General features: G+C 70.3%; 15 protein-coding genes. 11 read left to right on the top strand and 4 right to left on the bottom strand.

Translation table 11 applies throughout. The features are described 5' to 3' along the window. Positions 1 to 48: 48 nt before the first annotated feature. From EHF32_RS09540 to EHF32_RS09510, 7 genes are all read left to right on the top strand, one after another. The gene (locus tag EHF32_RS09540) at positions 49 to 1,029 is read left to right on the top strand and encodes a carbohydrate ABC transporter permease (protein ID WP_137417957.1); all 981 of its coding nucleotides are present in this window, start codon (positions 49 to 51) and stop codon (positions 1,027 to 1,029) included. Further along, positions 1,029 to 1,937 (top strand): carbohydrate ABC transporter permease, encoded by a 909-nt coding sequence (locus tag EHF32_RS09535; RefSeq protein WP_192900635.1) that lies wholly within the window; start codon positions 1,029 to 1,031, stop codon positions 1,935 to 1,937. The genes EHF32_RS09540 and EHF32_RS09535 overlap by 1 nt, the downstream gene beginning before the upstream one ends. Then, on the top strand, positions 1,937 to 4,162 hold the full coding sequence (yicI, locus tag EHF32_RS09530) for an alpha-xylosidase (protein WP_137417956.1): 2,226 nt from the start codon (positions 1,937 to 1,939) through the stop codon (positions 4,160 to 4,162). Before EHF32_RS09535 ends, yicI begins: the two co-directional genes overlap by 1 nt. Next, entirely contained in the window at positions 4,159 to 5,604 is a 1,446-nt protein-coding gene (locus tag EHF32_RS09525; RefSeq protein WP_137417955.1) for a glycoside hydrolase family 1 protein, read from the top strand. The genes yicI and EHF32_RS09525 overlap by 4 nt, the downstream gene beginning before the upstream one ends. 40 nt (positions 5,605 to 5,644) lie before the next feature. Then, a complete protein-coding gene (locus tag EHF32_RS09520; RefSeq protein WP_137417954.1) occupies positions 5,645 to 5,938 on the top strand; it encodes a GNAT family N-acetyltransferase in 294 nt (97 codons plus the stop codon). A gap of 91 nt (positions 5,939 to 6,029) precedes the next feature. Then, entirely contained in the window at positions 6,030 to 6,212 is a 183-nt protein-coding gene (locus EHF32_RS09515) for a hypothetical protein (RefSeq protein WP_137417953.1), read from the top strand. Next, positions 6,209 to 6,436 (top strand): hypothetical protein, encoded by a 228-nt coding sequence (locus EHF32_RS09510; RefSeq protein ID WP_137417952.1) that lies wholly within the window; start codon positions 6,209 to 6,211, stop codon positions 6,434 to 6,436. Before EHF32_RS09515 ends, EHF32_RS09510 begins: the two co-directional genes overlap by 4 nt. Before the next feature lie 3 nt (positions 6,437 to 6,439). Here the strand turns inward: EHF32_RS09510 and EHF32_RS09505 are convergent, their stop codons facing one another. Continuing rightward, entirely contained in the window at positions 6,440 to 6,928 is a 489-nt protein-coding gene (locus EHF32_RS09505; protein ID WP_161594078.1) for an 8-oxo-dGTP diphosphatase, read from the bottom strand. A gap of 82 nt (positions 6,929 to 7,010) precedes the next feature. On the opposite strand from EHF32_RS09505, the gene EHF32_RS09500 reads away from it, so the two are divergent. The 4 genes from EHF32_RS09500 to EHF32_RS09485 all read left to right on the top strand — a co-directional run bounded on the left by EHF32_RS09500 (position 7,011) and on the right by EHF32_RS09485 (position 12,883). Then, positions 7,011 to 8,171: an exonuclease SbcCD subunit D gene (locus EHF32_RS09500; RefSeq protein WP_137417950.1), complete on the top strand. Its 1,161-nt coding sequence runs from the start codon at positions 7,011 to 7,013 to the stop codon at positions 8,169 to 8,171. Further along, positions 8,168 to 11,128 carry an AAA family ATPase gene (locus EHF32_RS09495; protein ID WP_137417949.1) on the top strand — a complete coding sequence of 987 codons (2,961 nt, stop codon included), beginning with the start codon at positions 8,168 to 8,170 and terminating at the stop codon, positions 11,126 to 11,128. The genes EHF32_RS09500 and EHF32_RS09495 overlap by 4 nt, the downstream gene beginning before the upstream one ends. A 70-nt stretch (positions 11,129 to 11,198) precedes the next feature. Further along, complete coding sequence (locus tag EHF32_RS09490; RefSeq protein ID WP_137417948.1) at positions 11,199 to 11,378, top strand: hypothetical protein; 180 nt, start codon at positions 11,199 to 11,201, stop codon at positions 11,376 to 11,378. Further along, complete coding sequence (locus tag EHF32_RS09485) at positions 11,375 to 12,883, top strand: MFS transporter (protein WP_137417947.1); 1,509 nt, start codon at positions 11,375 to 11,377, stop codon at positions 12,881 to 12,883. The genes EHF32_RS09490 and EHF32_RS09485 overlap by 4 nt, the downstream gene beginning before the upstream one ends. A gap of 7 nt (positions 12,884 to 12,890) precedes the next feature. On the opposite strand, the gene EHF32_RS09480 is transcribed toward EHF32_RS09485, so the two are convergent. Genes EHF32_RS09480 through EHF32_RS09475 form a run of 3 tightly spaced genes read right to left on the bottom strand, consistent with a single transcriptional unit; the run spans position 12,891 to position 14,600 of the window. Further along, entirely contained in the window at positions 12,891 to 13,448 is a 558-nt protein-coding gene (locus tag EHF32_RS09480) for a phosphorylase family protein (protein WP_137417946.1), read from the bottom strand. Continuing rightward, the gene (locus EHF32_RS15735) at positions 13,448 to 13,591 is read right to left on the bottom strand and encodes a hypothetical protein (RefSeq protein WP_161594077.1); all 144 of its coding nucleotides are present in this window, start codon (positions 13,589 to 13,591) and stop codon (positions 13,448 to 13,450) included. Before EHF32_RS15735 ends, EHF32_RS09480 begins: the two co-directional genes overlap by 1 nt. A 58-nt stretch (positions 13,592 to 13,649) precedes the next feature. Beyond that, entirely contained in the window at positions 13,650 to 14,600 is a 951-nt protein-coding gene (locus tag EHF32_RS09475; RefSeq protein ID WP_137417945.1) for an aldo/keto reductase, read from the bottom strand. Positions 14,601 to 14,642 lie beyond the last annotated feature (42 nt).

Genomic DNA, 14,642 nt, shown 5'->3' with positions numbered 1-14,642 from the left:
CCCGCCCCTCCGCCACCCCCATCCCTTCGATCAAGTGAGGAGACGGTCATGTCCGCCGTCCCGTTCGTGCGGCCGCCCAGAGCGCGGCGCGCCAAGCCCCTTCCCGAGGAGCCGCTGATCCCGCAGCGCGGGCGCGGATCCGCCGGCTACTGGCTCTACCTCGTCCCCGGCCTGATCCTGCTGAGCGTCGTGATCCTGATCCCGCTCGTGTGGAACATCTACCTCTCGTTCACGAGCTGGCGCGGCATCAAGCCGCCGGAGTGGATCGGTGTCGACAACTGGGTGCGCCTGTTCGGCGACACCAAGTTCTGGACGTCGTTCGGCAACAGCATCTGGATGATCGTCGCCATGGTGATCCTGCCCACGGTGCTGGGCCTCATCATCGCCGCGCTCCTCTTCGACGTCGTCGGGCGCAAGTACGGCGGGCGTCTCGCGAGCTTCCTGCGCGCGACCTACTATCTTCCGCAGATCCTCCCTGCGGCCATCGCCGGCATCGTCATCGGCTGGGTGCTGCGCCCCGACGACGGCGCCCTCAACACGATCCTCGAGAGCATCGGGCTCGGATCCCTCGCACACAACTGGCTCGGCAGCCCCGACACGGCGCTCGGCGCGATCATGGTCGTGCTCGTCTGGGTGCAGCTCGGGTATCCGATCGTCGTCTTCATGGCCGCCCTGCAGCGCGTCGACCCCGAGCTCTACGAAGCCGCCGAGCTCGACGGCGCGAACTGGTTCCAGCGCTTCCGCTCGATCACGATGAGCATCATCCGCCCGGAGATCTTCGTCGTCACCCTCACGTGCACGATCGCCGCCCTCAAAGTCTTCGGCCCGGTCTACGTGCTGACCCGCGGCGGCCCCGGCACCTCGACGATCGTGCCCGCCTACTACGCCTACAGCGAGTTCTTCCAGGCCCAGCAGGTCGGCTACGGCGCCACCATCGCCACCGCACTCACCATCGTCATCGCGATCGTCGCCGTGCTCTTCATCCGCGCGCAGAACGCGGCGGAGCGCAAGGAAAGGGAGGGTCGCTGATGGCCGTCACCATGGCTGTGACCACCACGAAGGGCGAGGGGCGTCGCGCCCCGCGCACGCCGCGTCGCGGTCGCGGGGGCATGACCCGCCCGCGCGGCATCGACTGGCTGATGCTCGCCTTCGTCATCGTCGGGGCGATCGTCGTGATCGCGCCGTTCTACCTGATCCTCGTGAACTCGTTCAAGTCGCCCGCCGACTACTCGAACGGGGGACCCCTCGCCCTGCCCAGCCAGATCGACTTCACGGGTCTCGCCGCGTTCTGGGAGCGCGTCAACTTCCCCGAGAAGGTGTGGAACTCGTTCTTCATCTCCGGGATGGTGGCGCTGCTGGCCGTGCTCATCTCGGTGCTGAACGCGTTCGCGATCGGCATCGGCCGGGTGCGCGGGCGCAGCTGGATCGTGCTGCTGTTCCTGCTCGCCAACCTCCTGCCCCAGGAGGCGCTGCTGTACCCGCTTTACTACCTGTCCAAGGCGGTCGGACTCTACAACAACGTCTGGTCGGTGATCATCATCTTCACGGTGATCCAGGCGGCCTTCGGCACGTACCTGCTCGCGTCGGTCTACGGCACCTTCCCCAAGGAGGTCCTGGAGGCCGCCGCGATGGACGGCGCAAGCCGCTGGCAGATCCTGTGGCGCGTCGTCTTCCCGATCAGTCGTCCGACGCTGTCGGTCCTCGTCATCTTCTTCTTCATCTGGACGTGGAACGAGTTCCTCATCCCGCTGACGTTCCTGGTGTCGAACGCCAACCAGACCGTGCCGGTCGCGATCAGCGTCCTGCAGGGCGACCGGCTCATGGACGTCACCACCACCAGCGCCTCGGCCCTCCTGGGTCTGATCCCCACCCTCCTCTTCTTCCTCATCTTCCAGCGCACCCTCACGCGCGGCATCACCGCAGGAGCAGTCAAGTAATGAAGTTCACCGATGGTTTCTGGCAGCTGCGCCCCGGGGTCACCGCCCTGTACGCGCAGGAGGCGTACGACATCTGGGAGACCGACACGCTCGACGGCCCCGGGCTGGTGATCACCGCGCCGACGAAGGTCATCGAACGCCGGGGAGACACCCTGAACCGTGCGACGCTGACGGTCACGCTCTCCTCGCCCGCCGAGGGAGTGGTGCGCGTGCGCATCGTCCACCACGACGGCGGCACCCCGCCGCTGTCCTTCGGCATCGCGGCCGCGTCCGGCATCGCCGAGGTCGAGGCGGATGCGGCGGGTGCGCGCCTGCGCACCGGATCCCTCACCGCGCGCATCGCCGCGGGGGCACCGTGGTCGCTCGACTTCTTCTCCGGCGAGAAGCGTCTGACCGGCAGCGGACACAAGGCGCAGGGGTACATCGCCCTCGCCGATGATGCGCAGGTCGACCCGGGGATCGTCGACAACGCCAGGGCCGGCGGCAGCAGCGCCCGCGCGCACACGTTCGTGCACGAGCAGCTCGATCTCGGCGTCGGCGAGCTCATCTACGGTCTCGGCGAGCGCTTCGGCCCCGTCGTCAAGAACGGACAGAGCGTCGAGATCTGGAACGCGGACGGCGGCACCTCCAGCGAGCAGGCCTACAAGAACGTCCCGTTCTATGTCTCCAGCCGCGGCTACGGCGTGCTGGTGAACGATCCCGGACACGTCTCCTACGAGATCGGCTCCGAGACGGTCGAGCGGGTGCAGTTCTCCGTGCCCGGCGAGGTGCTCGAGTACTTCGTGATCGACGGCCCGACACCCAAGGACGTGCTGACGCGCTACACCGCGCTCACCGGGCGTCCGCCGATCGTTCCCGCCTGGTCGTACGGGCTGTGGCTCTCCACGAGCTTCACGACGGACTACGACGAGGCGACCGTCACGTCGTTCATCGACGAGATGGCCGCGCGCCAGCTGCCGGTCTCCGTCTTCCACTTCGACTGCTTCTGGATGCGCGAGTTCAACTGGTCGGACTTCGAGTGGGACCCGCGGGTGTTCCCCGACCCCGACGGGATGCTGCGGCGACTGCACGAGCGCGACCTCCGCGTGTGCGTGTGGATCAACCCGTACATCGCCCAGCGCTCGCCGCTGTTCGCCGAGGCGGCCGCACAGGGCTTCCTCGTGCGGCGCGCGGACGGCTCGGTCTGGCAATGGGACCTCTGGCAGGCGGGCATGGGGCTCGTGGACTTCACGAATCCCGACGCGACCCGGTGGTACCAGGACAAACTGCGTGCTCTCGTCGCGCAGGGGGTGGACTGCTTCAAGACCGACTTCGGTGAGCGTATCCCGCTGGATGTCGTCTACGCCGACGGCAGCGCTCCCGACCGGATGCACAACCTCTACACCCACCTGTACAACACGGCCGTGCACGAGGTGCTCGTCGAGGCGCGCGGCGCGGACGACGCGGTGCTGTTCGCGCGGTCGGCGACCGCCGGAGGGCAGTCCATGCCGGTGCACTGGGGCGGTGACAGCACGTCGACCTTCGTGTCGATGGCGGAGACGCTCCGCGGCGGTCTCTCGCTCGCGTGGAGCGGCTTCGCGCACTGGAGCCACGACATCGGGGGGTTCGAGGGCACCCCCGATCCCGAGGTGTTCAAGCGCTGGACGGCCTTCGGCCTGTTGAGCTCCCACAGCCGCTTCCACGGCTCGGAGTCGTACCGCGTGCCGTGGAACTTCGACGACGAGGCGGTCGAGGTCACGCGCATCTTCACGCAGCTGAAGATGCGGCTCATGCCGTATCTGTTCCAGCGCGGCGTGGAGGCCGCATCCGACGGCGTGCCGCTGCTGCGCCCGATGGCGATGGAGTTCCCCGAGGATCCCACCTGCGCCCACCTCGATCGGCAGTACATGCTCGGCGGCGACCTGCTGGTCGCACCGGTGTTCTCGGCGGACGGCGAGGTGGAGTTCTATCTGCCCGACGGCGAGTGGACCCACCTGCTGACGGGAGAGAGCGCGACCGGCGGGTGGCGCCGCGAGCGTCACGGCGTCGACTCGCTTCCGCTGTACGTGCGCCCCGGCGCCGTCCTGCCCTGGGGGGGTCGCGACGACCGCCCTGACTACGATTACCTGGAGGGGCTGACGCTGCGGGTGTTCCCCGGCGGAGAAGGCGTCGCCGAGGTGCTCGTGACCACGCCCGACGGACGCAGCGAGACGCTGCGCGCAGACCTTGCGGAGGTGACCCGATGAGCGCGGGCAACGCGGATTTCCGAGACAGCGGCCTGGTGTTCCCTCCCGGATTCACGTTCGGGTCGGCGACGGCCTCCTACCAGGTGGAGGGGGCGGCCGCGGAAGACGGTCGCGGCCCCTCGATCTGGGACACCTTCAGCCACACGCCCGGTCGGGTGTGGAACGGCGACACCGGTGATGTGGCGTGCGACCACTACCACCGCTGGGAGAGCGACCTCGACCTGATGGCGGAGCTGGGACTGGACGCCTACCGGTTCTCGATCGCGTGGCCGCGGATCATGCCCACCGGCACGGGCGAGGTCAACCGTGCCGGCATCGATTTCTACTCACGGCTCGTCGACGGGCTCCTCGAGCGCGGGATCCGTCCCGTGGCGACCCTCTACCACTGGGACCTGCCGCAGCCGCTGGAGGATGCGGGCGGATGGCCCGTCCGGGCGACCGCCGACGCCTTCGAGCGCTACGCCGAGGTCATGGGCGCAGCCCTCGGCGACCGGGTGCACACCTGGACGACCCTGAACGAGCCGTGGTGCTCGGCCTACCTCGGCTACGGCCAGGGCGGTCACGCCCCCGGCCGCCACGAGCCCGCGGCGGCGCTCGCCGCCGTGCACCACCTCAACCTCGCCCACGGCCTGGCCGTCCAGGCGCTGCGTGCGACCTCGACGGGCGATCCGCAGTACTCCGTCACCCTCAACTTCCACGTCCTGCGCGGCGTGGGCGAGCGGTCGGGGGAGGCGGTGCGTCGCATCGACGCGCTCGCGAACCGCGCGTTCACGCATCCCATGCTGAAGGGCGAGTACCCCGCCGACCTGCTGGAGGACACCGCATCCGTCACGGACTGGTCGTTCGTGCAGGACGGCGACCTGGAGCGGATCAACCAGCCGATCGACGTGCTCGGGGTCAACTACTACTCGACGGCGACCGTGCGCCTGTGGGACGGCTCCTCGCCGCGCCAGCAGAACGACGGACACAAGGCGAGCGCGGGTGGGACGGCCTGGCCCGGCAGCGACCAGCTCGTCGAGTTCGTCGAGCAGCCGGGTCCGTACACGGAGATGGGCTGGAACATCGCGCCGGAAGGACTCGAGGAGCTGCTGCTGGCGCTTCGCGACGAGTTCCCCGCGCAGCCGCTCATGATCACCGAGAACGGCGCCGCCTTCGCGGACGACGTCGCGCCCGACGGGGCGGTCCACGACGTCGAGCGCGTCGACTACCTGCAGCGTCACCTCACCGCCGCGCACCGTGCGCTCGAGCAGGGCGTGGACCTCCGCGGGTACTTCGTGTGGTCGCTGCTCGACAACTTCGAGTGGGGCTACGGCTACGCCAAGCGGTTCGGCGTAGTGCGTGTCGACTTCGACACCCTCGAGCGCACCGTCAAGGACTCGGGGCTCTGGTACCGGCGTCTCGCGCGCACCCGCGCGATCCCGGCCGCCGACGAGCTGGGTTGAGACGGCCTCGGTCACCCCGCCGACGGCGTAGCCTGGCGGGGTGACCGAGTTCCGCTTCGAAGACCAGACGGATGCCTCCCGCTACGCGCTGTACCTGGGCGACGACCTCGTGAGCGTCCTCGACTACCGCGACGACGGGCGCAGCGTCTCGATGACGCGGGCCTTCACGGTGCCGAGCTTCCGCGGCCACGGCTACGCGGGCGAGATCGTCGAGCGCGCCGTGAGCCTGCTCGAGCAGGCGGGCGACCGTCAGGTCGTCCCGATGTGCTGGTACGTCGCCGACTGGTTCGCCGCACACCCCGAGCGCGCGGGCATCCTTCAGCAGCGCGTCTGAGCGCTCTACCGTCGCCGTCCACAGGCGTCAATCCCTGGGGCCCTCCTTCGTGCGTTCCGGGATGCTGGGACACGACGAAAGGGAATGCGCCATGGACGATCGCGATCTGCCCGAGGGCGTGATCAACGCCGACCCGCCCGGCGGCTGGGAGGGCACCTCCGACGAGGAGGCCGCCGAGCAGAACGAGCGCGCGGAGGCGTCGCCGGAACTGGTGGAGTCCGACGAGCCGTCGCAGGGCGCCGACCCCGACCTGGCGACGGGAGACACCGAATGAGCAGCGAATCGTTCCCCGAGGGCACGCAGGACGAGCCCGTCATGGACCAGCACATCGCCACGCGCCAGGACAAGGTCGACGGGATCATCGCCCAGACGCGCGTCGACGTGAGGGGCCTGCCGATCGAGCGCGTCATCGACGTGCTGCGTCAGCGCTTCGACGACGCCGCCATCGAGACCGATAACGACGAACTCGCGCGCCTCGCGGAGCAGGTCAACGCCTGATCCTCACGCGGCGGGCGTGCCCGGCGACTCGGCCACGACCGTCGCGAGGTCGTCGCCGAACGTGTAGCTGCCGTACGCCGTGCCGCCGCGAAGCACCGCGGGCAGCCAGCGGCGCGCGTCGTCCCACATCCGGTCGTAGGGCACCTCGTCGAGCCCGAACCACGCCGGCACGATCTCGTCCGTCTCGACGGGCTCGACCACGGGCGCCCGGTAGACGAAGACGTGCGAGCGCTGCGACCAGCTGTCGCGGGAGGGGAAGCGGTAGACGAGCCGGCCCACCGGCTCCAGCAGAGCGGCATCGATCTCGAGTCCGGTCTCTTCCCGCACCTCGCGCACGGCCGCGTCGACGACGCTCTCGCCGGGTTCCGCGTTGCCGCCGATGCCCACGACGCGTCCCAGACCCATGCCCGTGCGCTTGTAGCCGAGCAGCACCTGCGCATCCGACGCGTGACCGCGCAGGATGTAGACGACGCAGACGTCGCGGATGGCCATGCCCGCAACCTTACGGCGGCAATGTTTCGGAACTGTGGCGAGGGTCCGACACCGTGTCCGAGGCCGCCCGTACCGTGAACACATGCGGATCCTGCACACCTCGGACTGGCACATCGGGCGTACCTTCCACGGTTACACCACGATCGACGCCCTGCGCGGTGTGCTCGGCGAGATGATGTCGATCGTGCGCGAGGAGGCGATCGATCTCGTCATCGTGGCCGGCGACGTCTTCGACTCGGCGGCCCCCGCCCCCGAGTGCTACACCCTGCTCACCGACGCGCTCGTCGGGCTGCGCGAGGCCGGGGCGCAGGTCATCGTCACGAGCGGCAACCACGACTCGGCCGCACGCCTCGGCTTCCAGGCGCGGCTGCTGCGCGACGGGATCCACGTGCTCACCGATCCCACCCGCCTGGCCGCGCCCATCACGGTCGTAGACGCGCACGGTCCGGTGCACGTCTACGGCATCCCCTACCTCGCCCCGGCGCAGGTGCGTCATCTGTGGCCCGAGGCCGAACTGCGCACACAGGCGCAGACCCTGCAGCACGCGATGGATCTCGTGCGTGCCGACCGCGCCGAGCGCGGCGGTCGCTCGGTCGTCGTCTCGCACTGCTTCGCGGCGGGGATCGAGGCGACGCCGGGGCTCGAACGTGAGATTCGGCAGGGGTCTCTCGACGTCGTGCCGCTGGCGGTGTTCGACGGGCCCGACTACGTCGCGCTCGGCCACATCCACGGTCGTCAGCAGCTCAGCGACCGTGTGCGCTACGCGGGTGCGCCGCTGCACTACGGCTTCGGCGAGAAGGGGCGTCGTCGAGGCGTCTGGATCGTCGATCTCGACGAGGCGGGGCTCGCGTCGGTCACCTGGCGCGACGTGAGCGTCCCGCGGCGCCTCGAGGTGCTGCGCGCACCCCTGGACGACCTGCTGACCGATCCGCGCTACGCCGACGCCGAGTCGGCGTGGGTGAGCGCCGAGTACACCGACGCGCTGCCGCAGCGCGACGTCATGCGCCGGCTGCAGCAGCGGTTCCCGTTCTGCGCGAGCGTGGCGCACGTCCCCGACCGGGCCGGTGCCGGGCAGGTAGCCAGCTACGTTCAGCGTGTCCGTCAGGCACGCAGCGACCGTGAGCTCATCGACGCGTTCCTCGGGCACGTTCGCGAGGGCGAAGCCGCGTCGCCCGCCGAGGCGGAACTGCTGCGCACCACGCTCGCCGAGAAGCAGGACGCCCTCGTCGAGGCCGGGGCGTGAGGCTCCACCGGCTCGAACTGGCGGGTTTCGGTCCGTTCCGCGATCGGCAGGTCGTCGACTTCGACGCGTTCGCCGACGACGGCATCTTCCTCATCACCGGGCGCACGGGCGCCGGGAAGTCGAGCGTTCTCGACGGCGTCGCGTTCGCCCTCTACGGCAACGTGCCGCGTTACGACGGTCCCGACAAACGTCTGCGCAGCGATCATTGTGCGCCGGAGGATCCCACCGAGGTCAGCCTCGAGTTCACGGTGGGCGACGTGCGCTGGCGCGTCGTCCGTTCGCCCGAGTATGCGCGCCCGAAGCTGCGCGGCGGCGGGATGACGACAGAGCCGGCGCGCGCCGAGCTGTTCGAGCTCGTCGACGGCGTCTGGATCGGCCGTGCCTCGCGTCCGCGGGATGCCGCCGAGATCCTCGATCGGGTGCTGGGACTCAACCTGCAGCAGTTCCAGCAGGTCATCCTGCTCGCGCAGAACAAGTTCTCCCGCTTTCTGCTGGCGCGCAACGACGAGCGACAGGCGCTGCTGCGCACCCTCTTCGGAACCCGGCGCTACGAGGACTACGCCCGGGAGCTCGACGACCGTCGTCGCGACACGCAGCAGCAGCTGCGGGAGCGGGGCGTGCACGCCGAGGCGTTGCTGGCCGAAGCCGAGCTGCTCGTCGACGAGGAGGCCGAGTCCTCCGCACCCGACGATCTCACCGCGCGGCGAGAGGCGGTGCGCACTGCGGCGGAGCGGGCGCGCTACCGGGTCGAGACGGCCGAGATCGCGCGAGCGAGCGCCGACGAGGTGTGGACCGCGGCCGCCGCCGATCTCGCGCTCCGCGAGCGCCAGCGCCAGGCGCAACGTGCCCGCGCCGAGGCGGACACCCGGCTCGCGGCGCTCGAGGCCGACGCCGACGTCGTCGCGCAGGCGCGCGTCGAACGCGACCGCGCGGTCGCGGCCGAGACGCTGCGCGGTGCCCTCGAGCGCGCCGCCCGGACGGGTCTCGCCGCCCGGACGGCCGAGATCGAGGCCGCGGCGGCCGATGAAGAATGGCTCGCCGCCGGTGAGGATCCGGCGGCCGATCTCGACGCGACCGACGAGGAGCTGACGGGCGAGCTCGCCCGTGTCGACGCCGCGGTCGAGAGCGAGCGTCAGCGGGACGCCCTGGATGCGGAGCTCGCGCTGGCCAACGGTGCCCTCGCCGATGCGGGCGAGACGCTGCGGCGCCTGACCGCCGAGACGGCCGAGACGCCGGCCCGGCGGGAGGCTCTGCTCGCCGCGCGGGCCGAAGCCGCGATTCAGGCGGCCCGGGTCGCCGAGGGGGAGGGCGCCGTCGAGGCAGCGCGGCTGCGGCAGGAGGCGGGCCGGCGGGCGTCGGATGCGGATGCGCGACTCACCGTCGCCGAGGCTGCCTACACCGGGGCACTCGACGCGTCGGCGGCGGCATCCGCGGCACTCGCGCGTCTGATGCGTCGACGCGTGGCGGAGCGCGCGGGTGAACTCGCGGCTGCCCTGGTTCCGGGCGAGCCCTGCGCCGTCTGCGGGTCCACCGAGCACCCGCATCCCGCGCCTCGTGCCCACGATGCCGTGACGGACGAAACGATCACCGAGGCCGAGGCGGCCGTCGTGCGGGCCCGCGCGGAGGAGACGCGTGCCGCGGACGAAGCGCGCCGTCTGCGGGACGAGCTCACCGAGGCGCGCTCGGTCGCGGGAAGCGCCGGTGCTGAGGAGCTCGACCGGGCGCTCGCCGACGCCGAGGAGGAACTGCGGCGCGCACACGACGCCGAGGCGCGCCTCGGTGAGATCGAGCGCGACCTCGCGCTCATCGACGCACAGCAGGCCGAGCTCGCCGCAGCGGTCGAGAGCGCGACACGCGACGAGCGTGAGGCTGCGACGCGCGTCACCGCCCTGTCGGCGCGCCGGGAGGAGGTCGCGCAGACCGTCGCGCGTGCGCGCGAGGAGTTCGAGAGCGTGGCGGACCGCCGCGCCGTCCTCATCGCGCGACGCGAGCGCGCGCGTCGCCGACGCAGCGCGCAAGCGGCGCTCGTAGCCGCCAAGCAGGCGGCGGATGTGGCAGCGGCCGAGGCCGCGGAGGGTGCGGAGCAGGCGGGTTTCACCGACCCGCTGGACGCCGCCGACGCCCTGCGGTCGCGCACGGAGACGGCGGCGCTGGTCGACCGGGTCCAGACGCATGAGCGCGATCTCGCACTGGTGCGCGCGCGTCTGCTCGAGCTGCAGCTCGAGCTGGCCGGCGTGCCGGAGGGGCCGATCGAGCTCGATGAGGCGAGACAGAAGGCTGAGGATGCGGACCGGGCGCGCGGACATGCGATCGCCGAACTCAGCCGCGTCGTCTCCGCCGCGGAGCGGCTGAGCGATCTCGTCGTGCGCATCGACGAGGCCTACGCGACGGTCGCCGAACTCGCCGAGGAAGCAGCGGTCGTCACGCGTCTCGCCGACACCTTGCTCGGGCGTGCGCCGAACACACGGCGGATGACACTCGAGACCTTCGTGCTCGCGGCAGAACTGGAGGAGATCGTCATCGCGGCCAACGTGCGCCTGGCGGAGATGTCGGCGGGTCGGTACAGCCTCCATCACTCCGATGCGCTGGCCGCGCGCGGCGCCGCATCCGGACTCGGGATCGAGGTGATGGATGCATTCACCGGTCAGCTGCGCCCGCCGCAGTCGCTGTCGGGCGGTGAGACGTTCCTCGCTTCTCTGTCGCTCGCGCTCGGGCTCGCCGAGGTGGTGACCGCACGCGCCGGCGGGATGCGGCTGGACACGCTCTTCATCGACGAGGGGTTCGGCTCGCTCGACGCCGAGACGCTCGAGCTCGCGATGAGCGTCCTCGACGAGCTCCGGGCGGGAGGGCGGACGGTGGGCGTGATCAGCCATGTCGAGGCGATGAAGGACCAGCTGCCCGCCCAGCTGACGATCGAGGCGACGCCGCAGGGACCGAGCATCATCCGGCAGAGATGACGACGTTCGACGAATCCTCGTGCGACGCAAGCCGGGACCCCGGGTCCGCGCCCGCGCCTAAAGTGGAAGCGTGAGCAAGAACACCCTGTGGACGGTACTGGCCGTCATCGCGTCGATCGTGATCGGCTGGTTCCTCGTCAACCTGCTGTTCTCGGTGATCGCCTTCGTCTTCAAGCTCGTCATCGTCGCCGTTGTCGCGCTCGTCGTCTTCCTCGTGCTGCGCTCGGCCTTCAGCCGCAGCGGGGAATGAGCGTGGCGGCCGACGGCGCATCCGCCGCGCACCCGGTCACGACCGACATCCCGCTGAGTTCGGCCGCGCGCTGGCGCGCCTTCTGGGTGTGCGTCGCCGTCGCGGGTCTCACGATCCTCGACCTGTCCAAGGTCAATGTGGCCCTGCCGTCGATCGAGACGGCCTTCTCCGCTGGCGCGACCGAGCTGCAGCTCATCGTCTCCGGTTACGTCCTCACCTTCGGTCTGTTCCTCGTGCCGATGGGACGCATCGGCGATCAGCGCTCGCGCCGCGCTCTGTTCCTGATCGGGCTCACGCTGTTCACCGCGATGAGCGTCGTCTGCGCGCTCGCGCCGAACTCCACGGTGCTCCTCGTCGCGCGCCTCCTGCAGGGTGCGGCTGCCGGCATCCAGATGCCGCAGGTGCTCGGGCTCATCCAGCAGCTCTTCCAGGGCAAGGAGCGCGGCCGCGCCTTCGGGCTGTTCGGGGCCACGATCGGCGTGGCGACGGCGTTCGGGCCGACCCTCGGTGGTCTGCTCATCGCTCTGGGCGGTCCTCAGGACGGGTGGCGGTGGATCTTCTGGATGAACCTGCCGCTGGGGCTGATCGCCATCCTGCTGGCGGCTCTGCTTCTGCCGGCCACACGAACCCGCTCGCACCGCAAGCTCGCTCTCGACCCGGTCGGCGTCATCCTGTTCGCCCTCACCGTGGTCTCGCTCATGTGGCCGTTCCTGTTCACCACCGGCGCGCCGGGGGACGACCCGCGACGGTGGTGGCTGCTCGTGCTGTTCGTGCTCTTCGCCGCCGGGTTCGTGGCGTGGGAGCAGCGTTACACGCGCATCGGCAAGCAGCCGCTCATCCCGCTGAAGCTCTTCCGGATCGGCTCGTACCGCAACGGCACGCTCCTGCAGACGACGTACTTCGCCGCGGTGCCGTCGATGTTCCTCATGACCACTCTCTATCTGCAGAGCGGTCTGCACATCGAGCCCGTCTTCGCGGGCATGGTCACGATCGGGTTCGCGCTGGCCAGCGCGGTCTCCTCGTACATCGGAGGCTCGCTCGTCGTGCGGTTCGGCAGGCCCGTCGTGGTCGTGGGACTCGGGTTGATGCTGGTCTGCGTCGCCGGTCTCGTGGCCACCGCGCTCTACGTCCCCGACTCCGTCACGCCGTTCGTCATGGCGGGTGCCATGCTTCTCGGCGGCATCGGGGGCGGCCTGGTGGTCTCGCCGAACCAGACCCTCACCCTCGCCGACATCCCCGTACGCGAGGGTGGGCTCGCGGGCTCGGTCGGACAGCTCGGCCAGCGCATCGGCACCGCGGTGGGGACGGCGGTCGCGCTCGCGCTCTTCTACGCGACGGTCTACCGCGAAGACGGCCACTCGGCCGAGGATGCGGTCGTGTTCCACGACGCGTACGGCTTCGGGATGGTGACCGTTGCACTGTTCCTCGCGGTCGCCTTCGTCATCGCCGTGGCAGACCTCGGCGCGAGGCGCCGGTCCCAGAAGGTCGCCGACGCGGCATCCTGACCCGGGATCAGACCCCGTAGTCGGCGCGGATGCGCTCGCGCAGGATGTGGCTGCAGGCGGTGACGGCCGCATCCCAGTCGGTCATCGCATCGTCCTGGGCGTTGTCGGAGACCGCCTTGAGAACGCGGATGGGCACACCGAACTCGGCGGCCACCCAGAAGTACGCGTACGTCTCCATGTCGACGAGGCCCGCACCCAGCGATCGGATGAGCTTCACGGTCTCGGCATCGTCCACGAAGGAGTCGCCGGTCGCGATGACGACACCCTCGCGGTCGTGGCCGACCCGCGGGGGAAGCGACAGGTGCTGACCGACGACGCCGTCGGGGTCCGTCACATCGTGCTGGATGGCGCCGGCGATCTCGTGCAGATCCCCCTGCAGCAGCGGATCGATGCAGCCGGCGGTGCCGACCACGACGATCTCCTCGTAGTCGCCGGCGCTGAGCGCGCGCGTGAGGTTGACGGCGGCGGGCAGCTTGCCGGGGCCGGTGATGAGCCGGTCGAAGCCGTCGAGTTCCGCGGGGAAGGCGACGACCTCGCTCTCGAGCGCCGCGACCAGCAGACGCATCAGTTGCCGCCCCCGCTGACGATGCCGATGATGCCCGAGATGAGGAAGAAGAGGCCGACTCCGGCGACGGCGATCCAGATGCCGATGCGGGTGGCGGAGGGCTTGCCCTGGTCGTCGCTGGGACCGGAACCGAAAAGACTCACCCTGCGAGCGTAGACGAGCCCGCGACGATCGTGGTCGTCGCGGGCTCGTCAGATGTGCTCAGGAGGCGGGCTGCCACGTGGACAGGCGGTCCAGCTCCGCGATCTGCTCGCTGGTCAGCTCGACGCCGACACTCGTCAGCAGGTCGGGGACCTGCGACGCGCGAGAAGCGCTCGCGATGGGCGCCACGACGGCGGGCCGCTGACGGAGCCAGGCGAGGGCCGTCGCCGCGATGGACACGCCGTGCTCGCCGCCGATGCGCTCGAGGGCGTCGATGATCGCGAGTCCCTGCGGTGTCGCGTACTTGGCGGCGCCCTCGGCGCGGGGGGAACCGGCACCGGCCGCATCCGCCGAACGGTACTTGCCCGTCAGGAAGCCCGACGCCAACCCGTAGTAGGGCACGAGAGCGAGGTCGAACTCCTCGGCGACCGGGATGATGTGCTCCTCCACCTCATTGCGGTGCACCAGGTTGTAGTGCGGCTGCACGGCGATCGGGAGCGGGCCGCCCGCGGCCTGCGCGAGCTCGATCCACTGCCGGATGCGGTCGCCCGAGTAGTTGGAGACGGCCGTGTAGCGGATGAGGCCGTCGTTCACCAGATCGGTGAACGCGGCGACCGTCTCCTCCAGCGGCGTGTCGGGGTCGTCGAAGTGGGCGTAGTACAGGTCGATCGTGTCGACGCCGAGTCGCTTCAGCGATGCCTCCGCCGCCGCACGGATGTTCTTCGCGGACAAGCCGCGGAACTCCGGGTGCTGGCTCACCTTGGTGGCGATGACGATGTCGCGGGGCTTGCGTGCGGCCAGCCACTCGCCGATGAGCGTCTCGCTCTCTCCTCCCCTGTTTCCCGGCACCCACGCGCTGTAGGCGTCGGCGGTGTCGATGAAATTGCCGCCGCCGTCGTGGAATGTGTCGAGGATCTCGAAGGAGGCGTCGCGGTCGGCCGTCCAGCCGAACACGTTGCCGCCGAGAGAGAGGCCGAAGACGTCGAGGTCGCTGCGTCCGATGCGGGTCATGATGTCCTTTCGTCGCTGCTGCGCACGGTCAGTGTGCGCGCA

The organism is Microbacterium sp. RG1 (assembly GCF_005347485.1).
Classification (GTDB): Bacteria; Actinomycetota; Actinomycetes; order Actinomycetales; family Microbacteriaceae; genus Microbacterium; species Microbacterium binotii_A.
Note: the sequence above shows the minus strand (reverse complement) of the source record. Positions and strands in the feature narration are given on the sequence as shown.